We start from the raw sequence: 18,331 nt of genomic DNA, 5'->3' as shown, positions 1-18,331 counted from the left end.
GGGCGAGCCTGCCCGGCCGCGCGGGCATTCTCGCGGGTATCCGCCGCCTCGCGTTTCGCTCGAGCCTTACGCAGGCTGCGGCGAGCCCGAAGAAACGCCAGGCCGATCCCTCCTATCGGGATGAGAAGCAGGAGCGTTCGGCGCAGGAGAAGCGGTTCGATCATCGCGCCGTTCCATGTCTCGACGCCGGCCACCAGCATTATCATCGCGAAGACCGCGACTAACAACGTCGCGACGAAGGTAAGGATGGCATCGAGCATTTGTGTCCCCGCCACGAGCTGTCACGTCGAAAGTGACCCCGCAACGAAGATCGTATGGCTGCGACGGCAAGTCCAGCCTGTGCACGCGTTGCCGCCCAAACAGGGGTGGTCATGTTGCGAGCATGCCTCCGTCCAACATGATGTCGGCTCTTAAAGATTAGGACACCAAGCTGTCGGATTGCTGTCCGCCCATTCCAGGTACATGTCCGATCACGACAGGCGAATGGCAGCTTTGCGCCGGTGGGTTCAACCGGTCACTGCAACACCTTGTGTAGCCTATCGGCGGGTGTTTCGAAGTCCAGGGTTTTTCGGGGGCGCTGATTGAGCCGCAGGGCGACGCTGTCGAGTTGGGCCTGCGGGACCTGCGAGAAGTTGGTTGTTCNGGGGAAGTACTGCCTGAGCAGGCCGTTGGTATTTTCGTTGCTGCCTCGTTGCCAGGGACTGCGCGGGTCGCAGAAGTAGACCTGGAGATCGGTTGCGACGGTGAAGCTCTTATGACGAGCCATCTCCTTGCCTTGGTCCCATGTCAACGAGCGCCGCAGCTCTTGGGGCAATGTGCCGACTTTCTCGGCGAGGGCCGCCACGACAGTCGCTGAGTCCCTTCTGGCCAACTTCACAAGCATCGTGAACCGGCTGTGTCGCTCGACCAGGGTGACGATGTTCGTGTCGTTTGCTCCGGTGAGCAGATCACCCTCCCAATGACCTGGGATGGCACGATCCTCTGCCTCGGCGGGACGCTCGCGGATGGAGACCATATCGAGGATTTGACCTTGCCCCGTTCGGTTGCTCTGTGCACCTTTGCCGAGGCGCATCTGTCGTTTGGTGCGCAGATGGGCTGTCAGCTCCTTCTTGAGCACCCCTCGCGACTGGATGAACAGGCTGCGATAGATCGCNTTTGGTGCGCAGATGGGCTGTCAGCTCCTTCTTGAGCACCCCTCGCGACTGGATGAACAGGCTGCGATAGATCGCTTCATGAGATATCCGCATGCTTGGATCGCCTGGGTACGCTCGCTTCAGCCAACCCGCAATCTGCTCCGGCGACCATTGCAGTGCCAGCTTTTGCGCCACCCGCCACCTTAGCCGTCCAGAGCATGCCAGGCGACATTGCTTCGGGCGAAGCGCGCGCTGCCAAGCCTGCTTGTCGGCTCGGGTTGCTCGATACGCTTGGGCACCGCCATTGCGCGAGATCTCGCGACTGACCGTTGATGGGGATCGCCCCAGACTTCGTGCAATAGCGCGGATGGCAAGACCTGCCGCAATCCCGCGAGAGATCTCNCGTTTGGTGCGCAGATGGGCTGTCAGCTCCTTCTTGAGCACCCCTCGCGACTGGATGAACAGGCTGCGATAGATCCGCTTCATGAGATATCCGCATGCTTGGATCGCCTGGGTACGCTCGCTTCAGCCAACCCGCAATCTGCTCCGGCGACCATTGCAGTGCCAGCTTTTGCGCCACCCGCCACTTTAGCCGTCCAGAGCATGCCAGGCGACATTGCTTCGGGCGCAGCGCGCGCTCCCACGCCTGCCTGTCAGCCCGAGTTGCACGATACGTTTTTGCACCGCCATTGCGCGCGATCTCGCGAAATATCGTTGTTGGAGATCGCCCCAGACTTCGTGCAATAGCGCGGATGGCAAGACCTGCCGCAATCCCGCGAGAGATCTCTTCGCGCTCCCCCAGCTCGAGCGCCGAGGCCGCTCTACGCCTTGCTGACGGAGCAATGCCGCCGTGTAAGGATACGATCCGCTGAACGCCGCCCTTGGTCCGGCGGTCTAGTGCCCGCGAGATCGATGAAATGCTCTGACCCTGCTTCCACCGCTCCCAAAGCTCGGCCTTCTGCTCCGGGGTAAACCAGATCCGTGACGTCACCATGCGACACCTCCCAATCCTCTCAGATTAAAGGTGTTGCGGCGACCGGTTGAACCCACCGCCTAAAGCCGGACCTAGAGGCCAACTTTTCCTGTTCCGAAAGGTGACGTTGGAGGCGACCGCTAGGAACGTCGCCGTCGTGTCGCCTGCGGTTATTTTTCAACTTGCATTGGGATGGCTACCTTGGCCGGTTTAACGACGCGGGTAGCCGTCCGCCGTGGCTTCGATGCGCGTTGACGCTAAATGCAAAGCAATGGCAGTTGTACAAAAAGTGACACCGGCACTGATAACGAACACAACGCTCAACCCTGCTCGATCGGCAACCCATCCCAACGCCGGGCTTCCCAGAGCCATCGCGACATCCAGAAACGCCGTGTAGATGCCCATTGCCAACCCGCGGTTTCGCGGCGATGTGCTACCAACCGCTTCCACGCCAAACCCGGGGTAGACTAGCGAGTACCCAGCCCCGCCAGCGCGGCTCCCAAGGAAGCAAATACACTGCTTCGTGCCAATCCGATTAGCAGAATCCCCGCTGACTGCACTAGCACGAATATCAAGGCGATCTTTGCACCGCCGTACCTGTCAGGCAAATGACCGCAGAACACACGTGCTACGATCAGCGCAGTTCCAAACGCCGTGAATCCAACCCAGACGGGTCGCCAATGATTGTCGGCATACAGAAGGGAGCTGAAGGCAAGGATTGAGCAGTAGCCGACACTGGCGAGTGCCGCACCGACGCCTGGCAGCCATACTGCGCCAAAAACAGCTCTCAAATCGGATCTTCTCTGTCGCAGCTGTATCCGAGGGTTCGGCGCTCGCATGAGCGATCCCAGGACCAGCAACGGCAATAATGTTGTTAGCAGCCCTATCGCCGCAAAGCCGTGGGCTGTGAACAATATGGTTCCGAAAGGTCCGCTGAAGGCCAACGCCGCGAACATCGCAGTGCCGACCCATGCAATCACCTTTCCCGAATGCTCCTTATCAACGAGCACCAGGCCCCAGGCCACCCCACCAGTGATGATGAAGCTCTCGGCACCGCCCAGCACCGCGCGTCCAACGACGAGGATCGAGATGGAGAGAACGGGGGAGCGCGCGACGGCGATGGACAGAAGATAGAACAGCCCGGCAGCCGCTGCGGAAACCAGGCCCACCAGAACGGCTCGTTTTCCTCCGTTTGCGTCGGCAAAAGAACCAGACCACACGCGTGAAACCAGGGACGCCGCGAACTGCGTTCCTGCCACCATGCCGACAACGACGCTACCGAACCCCAGATTCTGGCTGACGTGCAGTGGAAGCACAGGCAATGCTGCACCGATGACAACAAACCCGGCCAACACCGCCGCCATGGGGGCCAGCAGGCTAACCGCGACCGAACGCGATGGTGTTGGCGATGATGTCGGCAGGTGTGTCATTCGTCAGAAGCAATCTGATCACGTTGTATGCGCGGCTTCGGTTTGGATCACCAGGGTTGGTTGGCGGGCCCGACCGTGAACTCGTTGATCGTGGTGTCTTCCGGTGCATCGATGGCGAACGCAACCACGTGAGCAATCCGGTCGGGCGAGATTCCGTATTTGTCATAGGTATTCTGCATCGCGGCGGCCGTGCCTTCGTCGCTGATTGTTTCAAGCAGCTCCGTGTTGATCGCGGCCGGATAGATGGTGGCGGTGCGGATGTTCGTCCCTTCCATGGCCGATTCCATGCGCAGGACTTCCATGAAGTCGCGCACGAACCATTTCGTGCCTCCATAGACCGCGCCATTTGGATAGGCCTTGAGCCCGGCGACCGAAGAGGTCGCGATGATGTGTCCGGATTTGAGTGCGAGGAACTCCGGCAGCACCGCGGCGACGCCGTTCAGGACACCCTTGACGTTCACGTCGACCATCTGGTGCCAGTCGTCGGTCTTCAGTGCAGATAGTGGCGAGATCGGCATGAGGCCGGCATTTAGGAACATGACATCGACGCGGCCGAACGTCTTCCTGGCCAGCTCGACGATAGCGTCGTTGTCGGGCTGCTTCGTCACGTCCAGTTCCTTGTAGGCCGCCTGACCGCCGTCGTTCGCGATCTCGTCGACGATTCGCTTCAGCTTGTCAGCGCGCCGCGCGCCAAGGACGACCTTGGCGCCTTTGCTCGCGAGCAGCTTCGCGGTTGCCTCACCGATGCCCGATGAAGCTCCGGTGATGATTACGACCTTGTCCTTGATCATGGCTGTTCTCCAAAGTTGATGGTTTGGTCTCAGGCGCCGTATTGTGCGTCCGTCACATGCTCCCTCCAGTCGACGACCTTGCCGTCCTTAACCTCCTGAAGCGCGATATGAGTCATGGGGGTTTCCGCCGACGCGCCGTGGCAGTGCTTTTCGCCCGGGCCGAACCAGACAACGTCGCCGGGACGGATTTCCTCGACCGGTCCTCCTTCACGCTGGACGCGGCCGAGGTCGGATACGACGATCAACGTCTGTCCGAGCGGATGCGTGTGCCAGGCGGTGCGGGCGCCGGGCTCGAACGTCACTTGCGCGCCCTGCACCCGCGCGGCGTCGAAGGGGTTGAAGAGCGGGTCGATCCGCACCGTGCCTGTGAACCAGTTTGTCGGACCCTTGCCGGAAGGTCTGGTCCCAGCGCGAAGAATGTCCATGGTGATCTCCTATGCGTTCTCAAATGCGTTCGATCCGGAGCGGGAATTCGCCGCGTATGTGCAGGGCCTGTTCGCTCCCGTTGAAGCGGCCGAGCCTGATCAGTCCGGGATGGCGATAGTTGGCGTAGAACATGGCCAGGTTGCCCCAAGGCATGAAGTAGAGGTCGTAGGGCTGCTCGTTTGCGAATGGACCGCTTCCCTCCTCAGTCAGCTTGCGCGGCAGATAGGCGATCTTCTCGTTATGCGCGTGGTCCTCGATCTTGACGTCGAGCGGCAGCATGGAGAAGAAGTCGCGGGCTGAGGGATTGTTGTAGAGCGCGGCGGTCATGGTCCGGCCGTTGAACATCATTCTGATCTTCATGTCGGTGGGCTCCTGGCTGGCTGGGTCGTTGCCCTCTTGGCTGGCGGCAGCGCGCGGCGCAACCGCCACCGCGAGCGCGGCGCCGAGCAATGTCCTGCGGCTGAGCGTTGCGCATTCGGTGGTCATGGCAACAACCTCCGGGCAATATGCGATGCGGCAACAGCGGCGAGGGCCGATCCGACGAGCAGCACCGCGCCGAACGCGAATGCACCCCACCAGCCGACCGCATCGAAGAGCGTGCCGCCTATCGCGGCGCCGCCGGTGATAGCGAGCTGGATCACGGCGACCTGCAGCCCACCGCCGGCTTCCGCGTCGTCCGGCAACATGCGGCTGAGCCACGTGCCCCAACCGACGGGCGCGGCTGTGCCGAAGAAACCCCAGGCAACGAGCAGCAGCGCTGTGGGGATCGCCGACGCGCCGACGGCGATGAGCGCTATCGCCAGCGCGGCCATGACCAGCGGGATGACGATGAGGATGCTGAACAGGCGCGTGCGCAAGAGCCGGCCGATGCACCAGGTGCCGAGCACCCCCGCCAACCCCATGGCCAGCAGGATCGCCGAAAGCGCGGCGATATCGAGCCGGGTGACGTTCTCGAGGAAAGGGCGCAAATAGGTAAAGAGAGCGAACTGGCCTATGAACAGCATCATGATTGATGCCATGCCGATGGCAACCGGAAGGCGGCCAAGCAGGGCCAGCGGATTGCCTGGACGCTTCCTTTGGCGCGGGGGCAGTGCTGGAAGGCTGATCCACTGCCAGACCAGCGCCAGCAGACCGAGCGGCACGACGAGAAAGAAAGCGCCACGCCAGCCGATAAAGGCGCCAAGAAAGCTGCCCAGCGGTGCGGCAATCGTGGCGGCAATGGCATTGCCAGCGTTCAGCATGGCGAGGGCCTTTGGAACCATGTGTTCCGGCACAAGGCGCATGACGATCGCGGTCGACATCGACCAGAAGCCGCCGATCGCGACGCCGAGCAGCGCCCGGCCAACCATGAGGAACGCGTAATTCGGCGCAAAGGTGACGACTATACCGGAGACAATGAGGAGAACCGTAAAGCCGGCGACGACCATCCGACGGTCAATTCGGCGGGTGAGGCTGGCGACCAGGAGGCTGCTCACCACGGCAAAAGCACCCGAAATCGAAATCGCTTGTCCGGCGCGGCCTGCGGTGGTGGCGAGATCGGCCGCGATCGGACTGAGCAGGCTGACCGGCATGAATTCCGACGCGATAAGCACGAAAACGCATAGGGTCATTGACGGCACCGCACCCCACGCAGCGCGGTCTTCGATCAGTTTGGTGTCGTAGGTCGTTTGCATAGTTGGCATCCCGGCAACGCAGCCGGGTGGATCAATTGCCTCCCGTCGCGATGCCCGGAATATATCGTTGAGGAACCCATTCGGTTAGTCCACATAATCCGCATGGACTTATGTGCGCGTGATATAAATGCTGGTCGGGAGGTGACGTATGCAGCGCGATGGCATGAAGGATCTGCTCTGGTTTGTTGCTGTCGCCCGAGAGCGCAGCTTCACCAAGGCGGCGGCCAAGCTCGGTACCTCGCAGTCGACCCTGAGCTCGACAATCAAGGATCTGGAAGCTCGGCTCGGAGTCCGTCTGCTCACGCGCACGACACGGAGTGTCGCACCGACCGAGGCCGGCGAGCGACTTTTCCAATCTCTCGTTCCCCGCTTCGAGGAAATCGAATCCGACCTTGCAAGCCTGGTGGCCTTTCGCGACAAGCCCTCCGGAACGGTCCGTATTACCCTGTCCGACCATGCGCTCCAGACGACCGTCTGGCCGAAGCTCCAGCCCTTGCTCAGCGACAATCCTGACGTGCGCGTCGAGCTCTACAGCGACAACGGCATGAAGAACATTGTGGAGGAGCGCTTCGACGCAGGCGTGCGGCTTGGTGAGAGCGTCGACAGGGATATGATCGCAGTGCGCATCGGGCCGGATTGGAGGCTCGTGGCCGTGGCTTCGCCGGACTACTTTTCCCGCCATCCGGTTCCCACCGCCCCACAGGATCTGGTCGATCATGACTGCATCAATATGCGGCAGGCGACGTTCGGCGGATTGTATGCCTGGGAATTCGCCAGGGATGGCCGCGACCTTCGTGTGCGGGTGGAAGGCCAACTCACCTTCAATTCGTCCATTCCCATGATCGAGGCTGCGACAAGCGGTTTCGGGATCGCCTATGTCCCGGAAAACCTCGTCAGCCACCACATCGGCGAGGGACGCCTTAGGCTCGTGCTTGACGACTGGAGTCCGCCTTTTGCCGGCTATCACCTCTACTATCCGAGCAGGCGACAGCTCTCCCCTGCGATGGCGGTGATCATTGACGCCCTCCGCCATCGCATCTGAATCCCAACACAGTGCCTATGGATTATGAAGCTGACATCGGTAACTGGTAGGAGCCTATCAATGGCACTCATAAATAGACCTGCGACAACGGCCGTGCCGGATGCGACGTTCAGCTGTCGAATGCCAGTGAGCTGGATAGCTCCTCATGTGCATCGACCTGTTGCTGCAACAGAGCGAGTTTCTGCCTGACCATGCCAAGAGCATCGGCGCCAGCGATGAACCGACGGGGCAGCTCCGGCTTGTCGACCAGAGTGATCAACGCCTGCCCGAGTTTGGCCGGGTCGCCGACTTGCTGACCGTTCGCGGCTTTCCAGCCCGTTATCTGCTGGGCGCGACGTTCGCTGTAGTCGCTTACGGAAGACGGAGCATATTGAGTGGATTCATCCGCCAGTAGCTCTGTGCGGAAAAACCCCGGGTTCACGATCATCGTTTCAATGCCGAACGGCGCCACCTCGGCTTGCAGCGACTCGATCCAGCCATCCACGCCGAATTTTGCCGCAGCGTACGCAGAACAGAACTCGAAGCCGACCAGGCCTGCCGTCGATGAGATGGCAATGACCTTGCCAGAACCCTGCGCGCGCATGACCGGCAGGACTGCGCGGGTGACATTCATGGCCCCGGTCAGGGTGGACGCGAGCTGAAGTTCGATGTGAGCAGGAGTGAGGTCCTCGAAATACCCGGCATAGAAGCCCGCGGCATTGTTGACGAGCACGTCCAGGCGCCCAAAGCGGTAGAGGGTTGCCTTCACCGCAGCATCGGCGTCGGCCGGCTTGGTCACATCCAACTTGACGACCAAAAGATTGTCCGACTGCCCGATCGCCTTGGCGACCCGATCCGGGTTACGACCGGTCGCAACGACTTTGTCGCCGATGGCCAAGACCGCCTTGGCAAAGTCGAGACCCATGCCTCGCCCAGCGCCGGTAATCATCCATACTCTACTCATAGCCGTATCCTTCCTGGCCAGTATCTTTTCAATTTATGCCGCGTTGGCTTTTGGCATGTCCGTCTCAGCCGTGATCTTGAACCATCCGGTGGCGGACTGAATTACACCCCATAGTTTCGCTGGAATATCGATACCTCGAACGCTCGACGGCCGGATTTCGGTCTCGATCAAATGTTCGCGGCCGCTCTTTGCTAGCTCGACCCACTCCGGGTTCATCACCAGTCCTTGCCCAACCGCGACGAGCGTGAGGCCTCTCGCTAGGGCGAGTTCGGCCTGAACAGGCGTCCTGACCTGGCCCGCGGCAACGACCGGGACCCGACCGCTGGCTCGGTGAGTGATCAGGCCGGCGATGGTGTCGCCCTCGGGCGCCTCTATAGGCTTTGCCTCGAGAACGCTCGTTAGAGATGCATGGAGGTAGTCCACACCTTCATCGATAAGACGTTCGATCAGCTCGTACGTCTCAGCAATACGCAAGCCACCTGCCTCGGGTTCCTCGGGTGACGCCCTGTAGCCCACGAGGAAGGGGCGGTTCGCATGTGCGGCGACCACTCGCTTTACTTCACGCACCACGGCGATTGGGAAACGCATCCGATTTTCGAGCGTGCCGCCCCATTCATCGCCACGCTGATTATAGAGAGGCGAGAAGAAGTTCTGGATGAGAAATCCGTGAGCGCCATGCAGTTCGATGCCATCGAAGCCTGCCTCGATGGCCCGCAGTGTCGCCTCGCCAAAGGCAGTAATGATCGCGAGGATTTCGTCATTCGTCAGTGCGCGTGTCTTCACACCGCCCGGATTGAAGGGACCGGGCGGGACTTCGAGGGCGCTGGCGCTGACGACCTCGCCGCCGGGTATAAGCGCCGGCACGGCCTTATTCCCGGCGTGGAAGATTTGCAGGACGGCCAGGGCCCCGCCACTTTTGGCCGCTGACGCTAGCCTCGAGAGGCTTGGGGTGAAACGGTCGTCGTAGGAGGCGAATTCGCCCGCAAAGCCGATGCCGTCGGGCAACACATGGGTGCAGCCAGTGAGCACAAGTCCGACGCCAGTCGCCCGACGGCGGTAGTAGGTGATCTCCGCATCAGAGACCGTTCCGTCGTCATTGGCCGACCAGGTGGTCATCGGCGCCATGACAATCCTGTTGTCGAGGCTCAACCCGTTCGGAAATTGGAACGGCTGGAAGATCTGTCGTGAGGTGTCCACAGCATTTCCTTTCAACGCGCGTTTCGTTGTCTGCGGGGTGAAATAGCGAATAGGACTCGATACGATTAGTCGCTATAATCTGCATGAAGTTAGAAATGGGATTGATAAATGAGGCGCGGTGATTTCAGCGAGCTGGCAGTCTTCATCGCCGTGGCAGAGGCTGGCAGCTTCACACGCGCCGCAGCAAAGCTCGGTCTATCGCAGTCGGCGCTCAGTTACGCTGTCAGGACGCTGGAACAGCGCCTGGGGGTCCGGCTGATCTCGCGCACCACACGCAGCCTGTTCGTGACCGTAGCTGGAGAGCGCTTGCTGAGAAGCCTGCGACCGGCCTTTGATCACATCGAAAGCGAGATCGCCGCCGTCACCGCCCTGCGCGACAAGCCCACCGGCCTCATTCGGCTGACGACATTCCGGTATGCTGCCAAATCGGTACTGTGGCCCGTCCTCGCCAAACTCCTGCTGGAGTATCCGGATATCGAAGTGGAATTGTGCCTGGACGAGGGGCTGGTTGACATCGTTGCAAACAAATTCGACGCCGGTATCCGGATCGGCGAGCAGGTCCAGAAGGATATGGTGGCAATAAGGATCGGCCCGGACCTGCGCATGGCGGTGGTCGGATCACCGTCGTATTTTGCAAACCGAACGGTACCAACGACGCCGCGCGAACTTGGGGAACACAGAGGCATCAGCTACCGTCAGAAGACCGGCGGCGGGCTCTTTGCCTGGGAGTTCGAGAAAGGCGGGGAGGAACTTGAAGTCAGGATGAACGGCCCACTCGTCATCAACGACGGTGAAATGCTCGAGGATGCGGCTCTTGACGGGCTCGGTTTAGCATACACGTTTGAAAGCCAAGTTGCTCCGTTCATCGCAGACGGACGCCTTATCCGGGTACTGGAAGACTGGTGCCAACCCTTCTCAGGCTATCACCTCTATTACCCCAGCCGACGCCAGCACACCGCAGCCTTCGCTCTACTTGTCGAGGCACTCCGTCTCAAGGCGTGACAGAATTGCATTCAAACACGTATGAGTTATCCTTCCCTCATACGCACAACCCTGCGGAACGTCGACGATCGGGTTCCCGCTCAGGCAGAATAGGCGGGCGCCCTGGCAACTTGCCCTTGAAAAAGTGTCAACTTAATCTGACGGACTGCGTCGCGGTGAATGTCCGATTCCAGAATTCAGTGCCTTAAGCCGCCATTCCGCTTCCGGCCCGCCACAGTCTAGCGGCGTTTCTCTGGTGGCCATCATGGCCGAAGGAGAAACGAAATGGGACACTCGTGCTACGACCTCACCGGCTCCGATCGCCAAGCATGGAATGCTGGCAAGAAGGTTGGAACGAAACGTCCGCTGAAACCTCAACAGATATGGGCGATTTTCCGCCCGATGCGGGAGCGTGATAACGGTGGTCTACACAGTGATTTGGTGCGGCAAACAGGGCGTAGTTGAAAAGTCGCCCTTCGATGCCGAGAAAGATGCCAGGGAGCATGCCCAAGCGGCGTTCGCTACCCGACAAATTGATGACGGCGTCGTGGCGGTGGAAGTTCGCAAATATGACGGCACGGTTGTCTTTAGCCAAGCGGGCGGCAGCGGCGGCTGCATAGACAGCAGCGGCTAATAAGCGCTCCGAGGGCCGCTGGGCAGAGGAGTGGAAAATTGACCGGGGTACCGCGAGGCCCTTTCAGCTTGCCTTCCGCTCGCAACGTGCAACATCGAGAAATCGTGTGGCTGGCGCCGATATCTCGCGGTGCGGCCTTTCTTCTGCCACCCGAGGCGCGTTCATCGCCCTTTCACGTATTCTACTGAGTAGCACAAAGGAGTTCACATGGCTGCTACCGCAGTTCTGGTCTGGTACCTGGTAATCGCCGGCCCGCAGGGCGGCATGGTGGTGCTGCCCAGCACTTTCGACAAGCGCGAACAGTGCGCCGCCGCCATCACCGAATATCAAAAGCAGCCGACCCCCACCGGCTGGTCCGTGCAGTGCGTGCCGAGCGCCTCGCCCTTCACCAACAATGGATCAGCCGAATAGCTCCGTAACGCAGAAATGCCCGCCGCCCCATTCACGGCAGCGGCGGACCGATCTTGACCTTTTTGGGCCGGATCTTCGGCAGACGAAACGAGGGAGAATCCCCTGCCGCCTGGGCTAATCTCTATCGGTCATTTACGTTCCGCCGCGCTTCGATCAAAGGTGGGTTTCCAATCGCGATTCCGCTCCCGATTTTGGCCGTCATAGTCCGCCGCTCACGGGCCCGCAGCCTTGCAATTCGAGCAGCCGAACAGCCCGGCGAGATCCTGACGCATCGATCCGTGACCGGCGCCGAGCCTATCGATCAGCGCCTGGACGTCGAGCTTGATCGACTTGCAGCTCATGGGGTGCGCGCAATTGACGTAAAGGCTCTCGCGGGCGGCCAGCCTGTCGGCAAGAGTTTTCATCCACGGAAGCGCTCGGTGTGCCAGTGGACCTTGCCGTCGATCTTCATGGGCTTGTGAATCATCAGGCGCTTCGGCAAATGCTCCGGATGCACCTCAAGCAGCGTGATTTTGATTTGCGGCTTGCACCGGCTGCAGTCGAACTTCAGCGTCAACGGATCGACCCCCCCGCCATAGACCATCATCAAATCGGCCGATCGGCAGTAGCGGACATTGCCACAACTGCATTCTGCCTTCACAAGCATGTTGTGCCGGGTCGCCTTCCCCAGCGTGTCGATCGGATCGTGAGCCATCCTGACAAAAAGAGGAACATATTCGTTTCGGTCAAGGGATCCTTGACTCTTTTGTTCTTATTTTGTTCACTGCCGGCAGGATAGCAACTGGAAGCTAGCGCGATGAGCGATGAACCCGCTAGGCTTGCTGATGGCATGACTGCCGTGCCGCGTGAACGGCAGAGAGTTGAGAACCACGTCTGCGAGCATGGTGGATGCGGCTTGCGGGCGCCTTTCGGCTTTGCTCGGCCGAAGCAAAAGCCGCACTGGTTTTGCCTTGGGCACCGCGCCGACGGCGATCTGTACCTTTAAGGAGCGATGAATGTCCGACCACGTCCTACCGGGCCATAAGAAGCCAAAGCTGATCGTTGTCGTGGCATTCGACCGGGGCGAGGATGGCGAGTTGTTCACCGCCTATGGCCCGACAGATCAGCAAAGCGAGGATCGCGCCATTCGTACCGCCAAGGCGCTTACCGGGCAACATGTTGGCGTCATAGCGTGGAGCCGTGATGCCGATCCTGCGTTAGGGGACTATGGTCCGCCGACCCTGCTGTTCACCAACGGCGAAGTGCCCGACATGGAGTGACCGAGCACCATCTTTTCAATAAATTTGGATGCCAAGCCGCTCGTTTCTTCTCCACCTCACCACGGCACGATATTCGACGCCATCTGCATGGATGTGCAGAACGAACCGATCAGGAACAACCACGCCGGGATCCACTCGTAGCTCCGCACCATGGGCGTGCTGATTTCGGACGGAGCAAGCCACCTTCACGTCTTCGGTGATGATGGTCCCATCCTTTAGGACAGCCATCCGGGGATGCGAGCGTCGTTCAATCGGTGGATCATCGGGGTTGCCGCTCATGGTGTCATTCCTCCCGGAAATCCTGCAGCGAGGCGTGCCGCAAATCTTCTTCGCCGCGCAAGTGCTTCACACGGCCAATGATGCCTGGCTTGACCCACTGCGTCGCCGGCCGTTTCATGCCCTTAGGCGCCGGCCCGCGTGCTCCTGGAACGCTTCCAAAGCCGCTCACGGATCGCCTGGCTCGAATTGATGAAGGCCGAGCCGACATAGCGACCAGTTGCGCGATCGGCCATCAATGGTGCAAAGGCTGGCTTGCCGGCCTCCCGCTCCACCCCCAGCAACTCATATTCGTCGACCGAATAGAACCGCTTTCAGCCAGTTTGCGGAAGGGCCGCTGCGGTATTTGCTGTCGCGCCGCTTGGACACCATACCCTCGAGGCCGGCTTGGTCGACAAGCGTGCAAGATCGCCTTCGCTGGGCCCGGAAGCGACTCGCTGAACTGGATGCGTCCACCGGGCTCGATCATGCTGGCCAGGACCTCGCGACGCTCCTCCAGCACCATGTCGCGCAGATCGTGGCCGTTGAGATGTAGCAAATCGAAGGCGACAAAATAGAGATCGTGCTGCCGGCGCGTGATCGCTTTGCGGAGTTCGGCGAAGTCCGACAATCCTGCTTCGTTCAGCACGATGATCTCGCCGTCAATGATGGCGCTCTCCGCGCCGAGGCTCTTAGCCTCTGTCACCAGGTCGCGATATTTCGCCGTCCAGTTGTGGCCGTTGCGTGTGAAGATCCGCGTGCCGTCTTCATCGATGATCATCTGTGATCGGTAGCCGTCGAACTTGACCTCGTGAATCCATCCATCTCCCTCGGGAGGCTTCTCAACAAGGGTCGGCATCAGGGGCGCGACGAAGTTCAAACGCATGCACTGGGCTCACAAACCGCCATTTAATCAGCATGTGCTAAAATGGTTCCCGGAACATTTTTAGACGAATTGAAAGTTCGATAGCGATGACAAAGCTATCCGATCTCGGTCCTCTGATCCCTGGCAAGCTGCACGGTGGCGACTTAATCGGCGAAAAGGGCCATTTCTACAATTGCCCGAACTGCGGGCAACGGGTCGATCAATGCGACTTGCGTTAGGTGTTTTGGCATGAGGAGCCGGGACATGAGCCGCTTGAGCCGGAGTTCGAGGCAAAGGTCATTAAATTCCGGAAGAGATAGTTGCCCGCCGCCCCATTCACGCGTGCCGCATATCCTCCTCGCCGCGTGGATGCTTGACACGGCCGTTCAGCACGACTGCTGAGCGTATCGTTTAACACAATCCCCAATTGGTAGACTCGCGCGATGCACGGGCAGTTAATCCCTCCGGGCAAAGGAGGGGCAGCGAACTGGGAGGAAACGATGCCTGTGCAAAAAGGCGACTATCGAACGAACAGAGCCGACTACGCCATTGCCGTGATGCATAGCCGAGCGACCACTGACGGCAGTGATCGCGATGAGTTACTGGCAAGAAAAAAGAAATCCCTTTGGCTGAAAGACCAGCGATCCGTGAGATTGTCCGCAAACCCGGCGGAAAGTTCGTCGTCAGGACGGAAAAACAGACCGCGCGGTTAGCCCGTGCGAGCCGACCAAGAGTCGCGGCCCCCCGATTGAGCAAACAAACAAGCCCGCCAGGAGCCAGCGGGCTGATCGTTCGTACAGTTTTGGTCTTCAGGTTGCGACGGTGGCCGACGGGCCAGCAACTACCCTGGAGAGCCGATCCTCTTGTGGGGATCAGCCCTGTGGGAACCAGGTATCACGGCGGTTTCACTCGCCAGCCGTATTAGAAAGTTCTCCGGTGCGTTCTCTGGTCAGCGCTACAACGCGAGCATGAACGGAGCGATCACATCCAACGGCGGCGGCAAGTCTCCCGGAGCGCCCAGAGGCAATAGCAACGCGTTCAAACATGGGCGGTACTCGGCTGAAGCAATGGCGGAACGTCGGTACTTCCGCGAGCGTCTTGCGGATATCAAAGAAGTTATCGAGTTGGTGAGGTGATATGCCAAGGTCCCGTCAACGAGCCACGCTGGAAGCGGGCCTAAAGAACTGACTGGATTGATCGGCGGAGAGTTCTCATCATGGTCGGTGGAACCGATCCTTGCCGCTTCGCCGGGCTAGTGGATCCTATCGGTCGGTTGAGGCTCGTCGGATTTTCGCGAGCGCCGAAGACGACTTCTATCCTGGTCCCTAAATGCGGGCCAGGCTTTCACCAGATTACCGACCGGTCGATTTCGCCGATGCGCGCCCGGCCGGTTAGCGCCATTGCCATCTCGAAGTCACGGCGAAGCAGGTTGACGCAGTGGGCTACCCCCTCGGCCCCAGCCGTTGCTAGGGCGTAGACATAAGGGCGGCCAATCATGACAGCGGTTGCCCCGATGGGGATCCGGCCGGCCACCCGTTCCGCGATGGCGGGCAGGGCGTCGATGGCTGCCGGCAGTGTGTCGAGGTTACGCGAACCGTGGTTCGAGACGACGATAGCATCTGCACCAGTTCCGATGGCTTGCTCGGCATCGTCAGGATCGAGGATACCCTTCAGGATAAGCGGCAGGGTTGTCAGCGAACGCAGCCAGGCAATATCCGCCCAGGTCGGCATGGCCCGCTTTTGCGCAGTGCCGACGTTAAGCACGCCGGTGTTCCGGTCCTTGAAGTACGGCGTTGCAATGCTATCGGGCATTTTGAAGCCTGCCCGGAATTTGCCTGCGGCGATCGCCTGGCGTTTTGGCAAGTCGACCGTCACGCTGATCGCCTTTGCGCCCAGTGCCGCCATGCGAGATACGAGTTCGCCATTGAAACTGCGATCGCTTTGCCAATAGAGCAGGAACCATACTGGCGACTGGCTCTCCGCTAAGCAATCCTCGATTGCCGCCGTCGCCGTAGTTCCCACAATGAACACCGCTCCCGCCACTCCGGCGCCGCGCGCCGCGGCCACCTCACCTTCCGGATGCGCCAGCCGCCGATACGCTATTGGGGCCAGGATGATTGGATGGGGCAGCCTTTGCCCGAAGAGTGTGATCGCGGTATCAAGTCTTGTGACATCGCGCAGCACACGCTGCCTCAACTTGATGCGGTCGAATGCGGCTTCATTGTCACGCTTGGTGATTTCGTCGCCAGCACCCCCGGCAATGAACTCGTAAACCGCATGCGGCAACACCTCTCGCGCAGCTGGTTCAAAATCCGCCAAGCCGAGAAACCGGGTTTCGATGTCAAGTGGCATTGACCAGTCCGATCGGTATCTCAAAAAAGTCGGCGATTTCACAAGCAAAATTGCTGCAATCCGCAAGGGCGGCACGACGCGCAGGGTCAGCGAGTTCCCATCAACGGAGTTTCCGGGACATGATGCACATTTGTTGGCCGCTGGTTCCTCTCCATGAGATGTCGCGGCCAATCAAGACTTAGCGGCGCTTCCGAGCAGCGGCGTGGCATGGTTCGGAACCCTGCGCGCGCTCGGCGTGCCGCTCGGCCACCTGGTCATGCTGATGGTGCTGGAGCTTGTTGTGCTGGCGACGCTTGCGGGCGCGCTCGGCGCCGCGCTCCGCTATCTCATGGCAGCGCTCCTGCTGCCGGACGTCGCGCTACGCCGGCTCTTTGGACTCGATGCCAAGGCCGCTTGCTCCGTCATACGTGAAGTAAACCGGCTCAGAGCCCAGTTCCCTCAAATGCAAACCGCCGCTCCAGTTGACGAGACCGGAAGCGGCGGAAATTGCGGGGGACAGGAAACCGTTGCGGTGGCTCGATGTAACAATATAACGCCTCGCCACAATTCCGCAATCTCATTCGTCAACGGAGACCATCGCCAGTGACGCTATCCCGCACCTTTTGTTCGACCCGTGTCTGCTCGGAGGTTCCCGGCCGCAAGGACGATCGCGTGCGCTTAATCGGCCGTCCTCTCTCGATCTCGACCGAGCCGATCGCCAGCAATGGCGGTGATGGAGATCTACAGGCCCGCCGCGGCCGTAGCCAAAACGCGGAACCAGAAAAAATTGCGGGCTCTGTTGTGCCCATTGCACCCCGCAGCCTTGAGACCGGGCAACCCCCGGAACGGTGGAAAACGGCGACGCGCTGTCATTGGGATGACGACCTGACCAGCGATCGACGTGTTGGCGCCGAAAAAAGCCGACGGCGGACTGCGTAGCGACAATGCGTGGCCTCTCTTGCGGGAGAGGGAAGGGAAGCGAGTATGCGGGACCATTGGTCCTCTCCCTCGTCGGGAGCTTGAAGGTGGCCCCAAGGGCATACCTCAAGGCGGAGAGGGCGCAGCTATGCGGAAAGGGAATATATGCCGGATTCTAGGGCCTACCGCTCCGCAGCCGCATGGATTGAACAAGCCCTTGGCCACCTGGCCGAGGCCGTCGAGCAGATGCCAGACGAGCGCTTCCTGGCTGAGCACCAGGCGGCGCACGATGAGCCACGCTCGCCGTCGGACGACATGGTGGCCGCGACGCTCGAGCGTGAGTTCTGGCGCCGCTGGCCGTCCGGGCGCGACGAATGACCGGCGGCCTACATATTGCTGCAGGGCGGCACCGGCGGTCTCGGCTTGTGCGGTGTCGTCCGGCGCGTCGGCCAGTTGGGTGCGACGGAGCGTGCCAAAGAGTTGGCGATTGGCTTGATTGGAATGGTTGGCGTGGCAGCCCGCCGCTTCAGCAAAGCCGCCGACATCTTGGCCACAAGGTCTCTAACTTCCATAGGCGTCTCCGCCCGAGAAGCCCGCAGATTATCCATAGCACGGCCTCGAGCCCGCCGGCATTAAAGTTTGACATAGCGCCGCGCCGAGCGGGTCTAAGCGATGCTCAACGAACGGCGTTGGAACCGCCATGGAGCTTCGTTCGCACTGAACAGAAATCCGCGATGGGGGGATATCGCCGGAAACCAGCCCTAATAAGCCCATGTGGCCGACGCGACAATCGGCCGAAATGGCGTGACGGGAAGTTGACTTGGTGCTCACATACCGAGCGTCTGGCCCGTTTCCAACTGAAGGAAACCCGCCGAAGGATTTCTGTAAACCGCGTCCTGGAACGCTTCGACGGCAGAGCCATGGGTGACATCGACCAGGACGGCCGCCGCGGCTTCAACCTTGTCGACCGCTTCGTCGACCTTGTCGAAGCGCATCATCATTCGATCATGGAGCGTCGACAATCGCGCGGCATGATAAAGGCCGCTGCGCTTGCGACCGTCGGAGTCCA

Annotated in this window: 21 protein-coding genes and 2 pseudogenes; 7 read left to right on the top strand and 16 right to left on the bottom strand. The window is 60.4% G+C overall.

Features of this window, described 5'->3' with window-relative positions:
* The 8 genes and pseudogenes from X742_RS0138725 to X742_RS142515 all read right to left on the bottom strand — a co-directional run.
* The coding region (locus X742_RS0138725) for a hypothetical protein (protein WP_031248610.1) at positions 1-260 on the bottom strand (260 nt) is incomplete at its 3' end.
* Between the two features lie 254 nt (positions 261-514).
* Positions 515-1,541: pseudogene (locus tag X742_RS1000000176195) on the bottom strand (IS30 family transposase); the annotation flags it as partial.
* A 775-nt stretch (positions 1,542-2,316) separates the two neighbouring features.
* Positions 2,317-2,556 (bottom strand): MFS transporter, encoded by a 240-nt coding sequence (locus X742_RS1000000176190; protein ID WP_245275642.1) that lies wholly within the window; start codon positions 2,554-2,556, stop codon positions 2,317-2,319.
* A 17-nt stretch (positions 2,557-2,573) separates the two neighbouring features.
* Positions 2,574-3,536: an arabinose transporter gene (locus tag X742_RS01000000170845; protein WP_245275641.1), complete on the bottom strand. Its 963-nt coding sequence runs from the start codon at positions 3,534-3,536 to the stop codon at positions 2,574-2,576.
* 47 nt (positions 3,537-3,583) lie between these two features.
* Positions 3,584-4,327, bottom strand: coding sequence for an SDR family oxidoreductase (locus X742_RS142500; RefSeq protein WP_023775055.1), 744 nt, complete (start codon positions 4,325-4,327; stop codon positions 3,584-3,586).
* Positions 4,328-4,356: 29 nt separating this feature from the next.
* Positions 4,357-4,752, bottom strand: coding sequence for a cupin domain-containing protein (locus X742_RS142505; RefSeq protein WP_023775054.1), 396 nt, complete (start codon positions 4,750-4,752; stop codon positions 4,357-4,359).
* Positions 4,753-4,771: 19 nt separating this feature from the next.
* The gene (locus X742_RS142510; RefSeq protein ID WP_023775053.1) at positions 4,772-5,239 is read right to left on the bottom strand and encodes a cyclophilin-like fold protein; all 468 of its coding nucleotides are present in this window, start codon (positions 5,237-5,239) and stop codon (positions 4,772-4,774) included.
* Positions 5,236-6,426, bottom strand: coding sequence for an MFS transporter (locus tag X742_RS142515; RefSeq protein ID WP_023775052.1), 1,191 nt, complete (start codon positions 6,424-6,426; stop codon positions 5,236-5,238). Before X742_RS142515 ends, X742_RS142510 begins: the two co-directional genes overlap by 4 nt.
* A 148-nt stretch (positions 6,427-6,574) precedes the next feature.
* Here X742_RS142515 and X742_RS142520 point away from each other — a divergent pair, with 148 nt between their 5' ends.
* On the top strand, positions 6,575-7,468 hold the full coding sequence (locus X742_RS142520) for a LysR family transcriptional regulator (RefSeq protein WP_023775051.1): 894 nt from the start codon (positions 6,575-6,577) through the stop codon (positions 7,466-7,468).
* A 109-nt stretch (positions 7,469-7,577) separates the two neighbouring features.
* Here X742_RS142520 and X742_RS142525 read toward each other — a convergent pair whose 3' ends face one another.
* The gene (locus X742_RS142525; RefSeq protein ID WP_031248607.1) at positions 7,578-8,411 is read right to left on the bottom strand and encodes an SDR family oxidoreductase; all 834 of its coding nucleotides are present in this window, start codon (positions 8,409-8,411) and stop codon (positions 7,578-7,580) included.
* A 33-nt stretch (positions 8,412-8,444) separates the two neighbouring features.
* Positions 8,445-9,608, bottom strand: coding sequence for an NADH-dependent flavin oxidoreductase (locus X742_RS142530; RefSeq protein ID WP_032925065.1), 1,164 nt, complete (start codon positions 9,606-9,608; stop codon positions 8,445-8,447).
* 108 nt (positions 9,609-9,716) lie between these two features.
* Between X742_RS142530 and X742_RS142535 the strand changes: the two genes are divergently transcribed.
* From X742_RS142535 to X742_RS142545, 3 genes are all read left to right on the top strand, one after another.
* Complete coding sequence (locus X742_RS142535; protein ID WP_023775048.1) at positions 9,717-10,610, top strand: LysR family transcriptional regulator; 894 nt, start codon at positions 9,717-9,719, stop codon at positions 10,608-10,610.
* A gap of 400 nt (positions 10,611-11,010) precedes the next feature.
* Positions 11,011-11,223: a hypothetical protein gene (locus X742_RS142540; RefSeq protein WP_156939467.1), complete on the top strand. Its 213-nt coding sequence runs from the start codon at positions 11,011-11,013 to the stop codon at positions 11,221-11,223.
* Between the two features lie 207 nt (positions 11,224-11,430).
* Positions 11,431-11,634 carry a hypothetical protein gene (locus X742_RS142545; RefSeq protein WP_023775046.1) on the top strand — a complete coding sequence of 68 codons (204 nt, stop codon included), beginning with the start codon at positions 11,431-11,433 and terminating at the stop codon, positions 11,632-11,634.
* A gap of 212 nt (positions 11,635-11,846) precedes the next feature.
* Here the strand turns inward: X742_RS142545 and X742_RS142550 are convergent, their stop codons facing one another.
* Together X742_RS142550 and X742_RS142555 are read right to left on the bottom strand one after the other, a co-directional pair.
* On the bottom strand, positions 11,847-12,038 hold the full coding sequence (locus tag X742_RS142550) for a hypothetical protein (protein ID WP_023775045.1): 192 nt from the start codon (positions 12,036-12,038) through the stop codon (positions 11,847-11,849).
* Entirely contained in the window at positions 12,035-12,328 is a 294-nt protein-coding gene (locus X742_RS142555; protein WP_023775044.1) for a hypothetical protein, read from the bottom strand. The genes X742_RS142550 and X742_RS142555 overlap by 4 nt, the downstream gene beginning before the upstream one ends.
* 301 nt (positions 12,329-12,629) lie before the next feature.
* Here X742_RS142555 and X742_RS142560 point away from each other — a divergent pair, with 301 nt between their 5' ends.
* Positions 12,630-12,893: a hypothetical protein gene (locus X742_RS142560; protein ID WP_023775043.1), complete on the top strand. Its 264-nt coding sequence runs from the start codon at positions 12,630-12,632 to the stop codon at positions 12,891-12,893.
* Positions 12,894-12,908: 15 nt separating this feature from the next.
* On the opposite strand, the gene X742_RS1000000173300 is transcribed toward X742_RS142560, so the two are convergent.
* From X742_RS1000000173300 to X742_RS142565, 3 genes and pseudogenes are all read right to left on the bottom strand, one after another.
* Positions 12,909-13,172, bottom strand: a complete 264-nt coding sequence (locus X742_RS1000000173300) for a PilZ domain-containing protein (protein WP_084569678.1) — start codon at positions 13,170-13,172, stop codon at positions 12,909-12,911.
* A gap of 4 nt (positions 13,173-13,176) precedes the next feature.
* Positions 13,177-14,034: pseudogene (locus X742_RS01000000170840) on the bottom strand (ATP-dependent DNA ligase).
* Positions 14,035-15,357: 1,323 nt separating this feature from the next.
* A complete protein-coding gene (locus X742_RS142565) occupies positions 15,358-16,365 on the bottom strand; it encodes an alpha-hydroxy-acid oxidizing protein (RefSeq protein ID WP_023775038.1) in 1,008 nt (335 codons plus the stop codon).
* A gap of 202 nt (positions 16,366-16,567) precedes the next feature.
* Between X742_RS142565 and X742_RS142570 the strand changes: the two genes are divergently transcribed.
* The gene (locus X742_RS142570) at positions 16,568-16,951 is read left to right on the top strand and encodes a hypothetical protein (protein WP_023775037.1); all 384 of its coding nucleotides are present in this window, start codon (positions 16,568-16,570) and stop codon (positions 16,949-16,951) included.
* 476 nt (positions 16,952-17,427) lie between these two features.
* Positions 17,428-17,640, top strand: a complete 213-nt coding sequence (locus X742_RS142575) for a hypothetical protein (protein WP_023775036.1) — start codon at positions 17,428-17,430, stop codon at positions 17,638-17,640.
* 449 nt (positions 17,641-18,089) lie between these two features.
* Here the strand turns inward: X742_RS142575 and X742_RS1000000176185 are convergent, their stop codons facing one another.
* Entirely contained in the window at positions 18,090-18,260 is a 171-nt protein-coding gene (locus X742_RS1000000176185) for a hypothetical protein (RefSeq protein ID WP_245275640.1), read from the bottom strand.
* Positions 18,261-18,331 lie beyond the last annotated feature (71 nt).

Origin of the sequence: Mesorhizobium sp. LNHC229A00, from assembly GCF_000502415.1 — a bacterium.
Taxonomy (GTDB): domain Bacteria; phylum Pseudomonadota; class Alphaproteobacteria; order Rhizobiales; family Rhizobiaceae; genus Mesorhizobium.
The sequence above is the reverse complement of the archived record's forward strand: the minus strand, read 5'-3'. Positions and strand labels throughout refer to the sequence as shown.

Bases quoted from the DNA above. Each gene is read 5' to 3' on its own strand.
- X742_RS01000000170845 (WP_245275641.1), bottom strand. From the start codon at position 3,536: ATGACACACCTGCCGACATCATCGCCAACACCATCGCGTTCGGTCGCG.
- X742_RS142505 (WP_023775054.1), bottom strand. From the start codon at position 4,752: ATGGACATTCTTCGCGCTGGGACCAGACCTTCCGGCAAGGGTCCGACA.
- X742_RS142525 (WP_031248607.1), bottom strand. From the start codon at position 8,411: ATGAGTAGAGTATGGATGATTACCGGCGCTGGGCGAGGCATGGGTCTC.
- X742_RS142550 (WP_023775045.1), bottom strand. From the start codon at position 12,038: ATGAAAACTCTTGCCGACAGGCTGGCCGCCCGCGAGAGCCTTTACGTC.
- X742_RS142565 (WP_023775038.1), bottom strand. From the start codon at position 16,365: ATGCCACTTGACATCGAAACCCGGTTTCTCGGCTTGGCGGATTTTGAA.
- X742_RS142545 (WP_023775046.1), top strand. From the start codon at position 11,431: ATGGCTGCTACCGCAGTTCTGGTCTGGTACCTGGTAATCGCCGGCCCG.
- X742_RS142535 (WP_023775048.1), top strand. From the start codon at position 9,717: ATGAGGCGCGGTGATTTCAGCGAGCTGGCAGTCTTCATCGCCGTGGCA.
- X742_RS142500 (WP_023775055.1), bottom strand. From the start codon at position 4,327: ATGATCAAGGACAAGGTCGTAATCATCACCGGAGCTTCATCGGGCATC.
- X742_RS142510 (WP_023775053.1), bottom strand. From the start codon at position 5,239: ATGACCACCGAATGCGCAACGCTCAGCCGCAGGACATTGCTCGGCGCC.
- X742_RS142575 (WP_023775036.1), top strand. From the start codon at position 17,428: ATGCCGGATTCTAGGGCCTACCGCTCCGCAGCCGCATGGATTGAACAA.
- X742_RS1000000176185 (WP_245275640.1), bottom strand. From the start codon at position 18,260: ATGATGCGCTTCGACAAGGTCGACGAAGCGGTCGACAAGGTTGAAGCC.
- X742_RS142520 (WP_023775051.1), top strand. From the start codon at position 6,575: ATGCAGCGCGATGGCATGAAGGATCTGCTCTGGTTTGTTGCTGTCGCC.
- X742_RS1000000173300 (WP_084569678.1), bottom strand. From the start codon at position 13,172: ATGAGCGGCAACCCCGATGATCCACCGATTGAACGACGCTCGCATCCC.
- X742_RS142515 (WP_023775052.1), bottom strand. From the start codon at position 6,426: ATGCAAACGACCTACGACACCAAACTGATCGAAGACCGCGCTGCGTGG.
- X742_RS142560 (WP_023775043.1), top strand. From the start codon at position 12,630: ATGTCCGACCACGTCCTACCGGGCCATAAGAAGCCAAAGCTGATCGTT.
- X742_RS142555 (WP_023775044.1), bottom strand. From the start codon at position 12,328: ATGGCTCACGATCCGATCGACACGCTGGGGAAGGCGACCCGGCACAAC.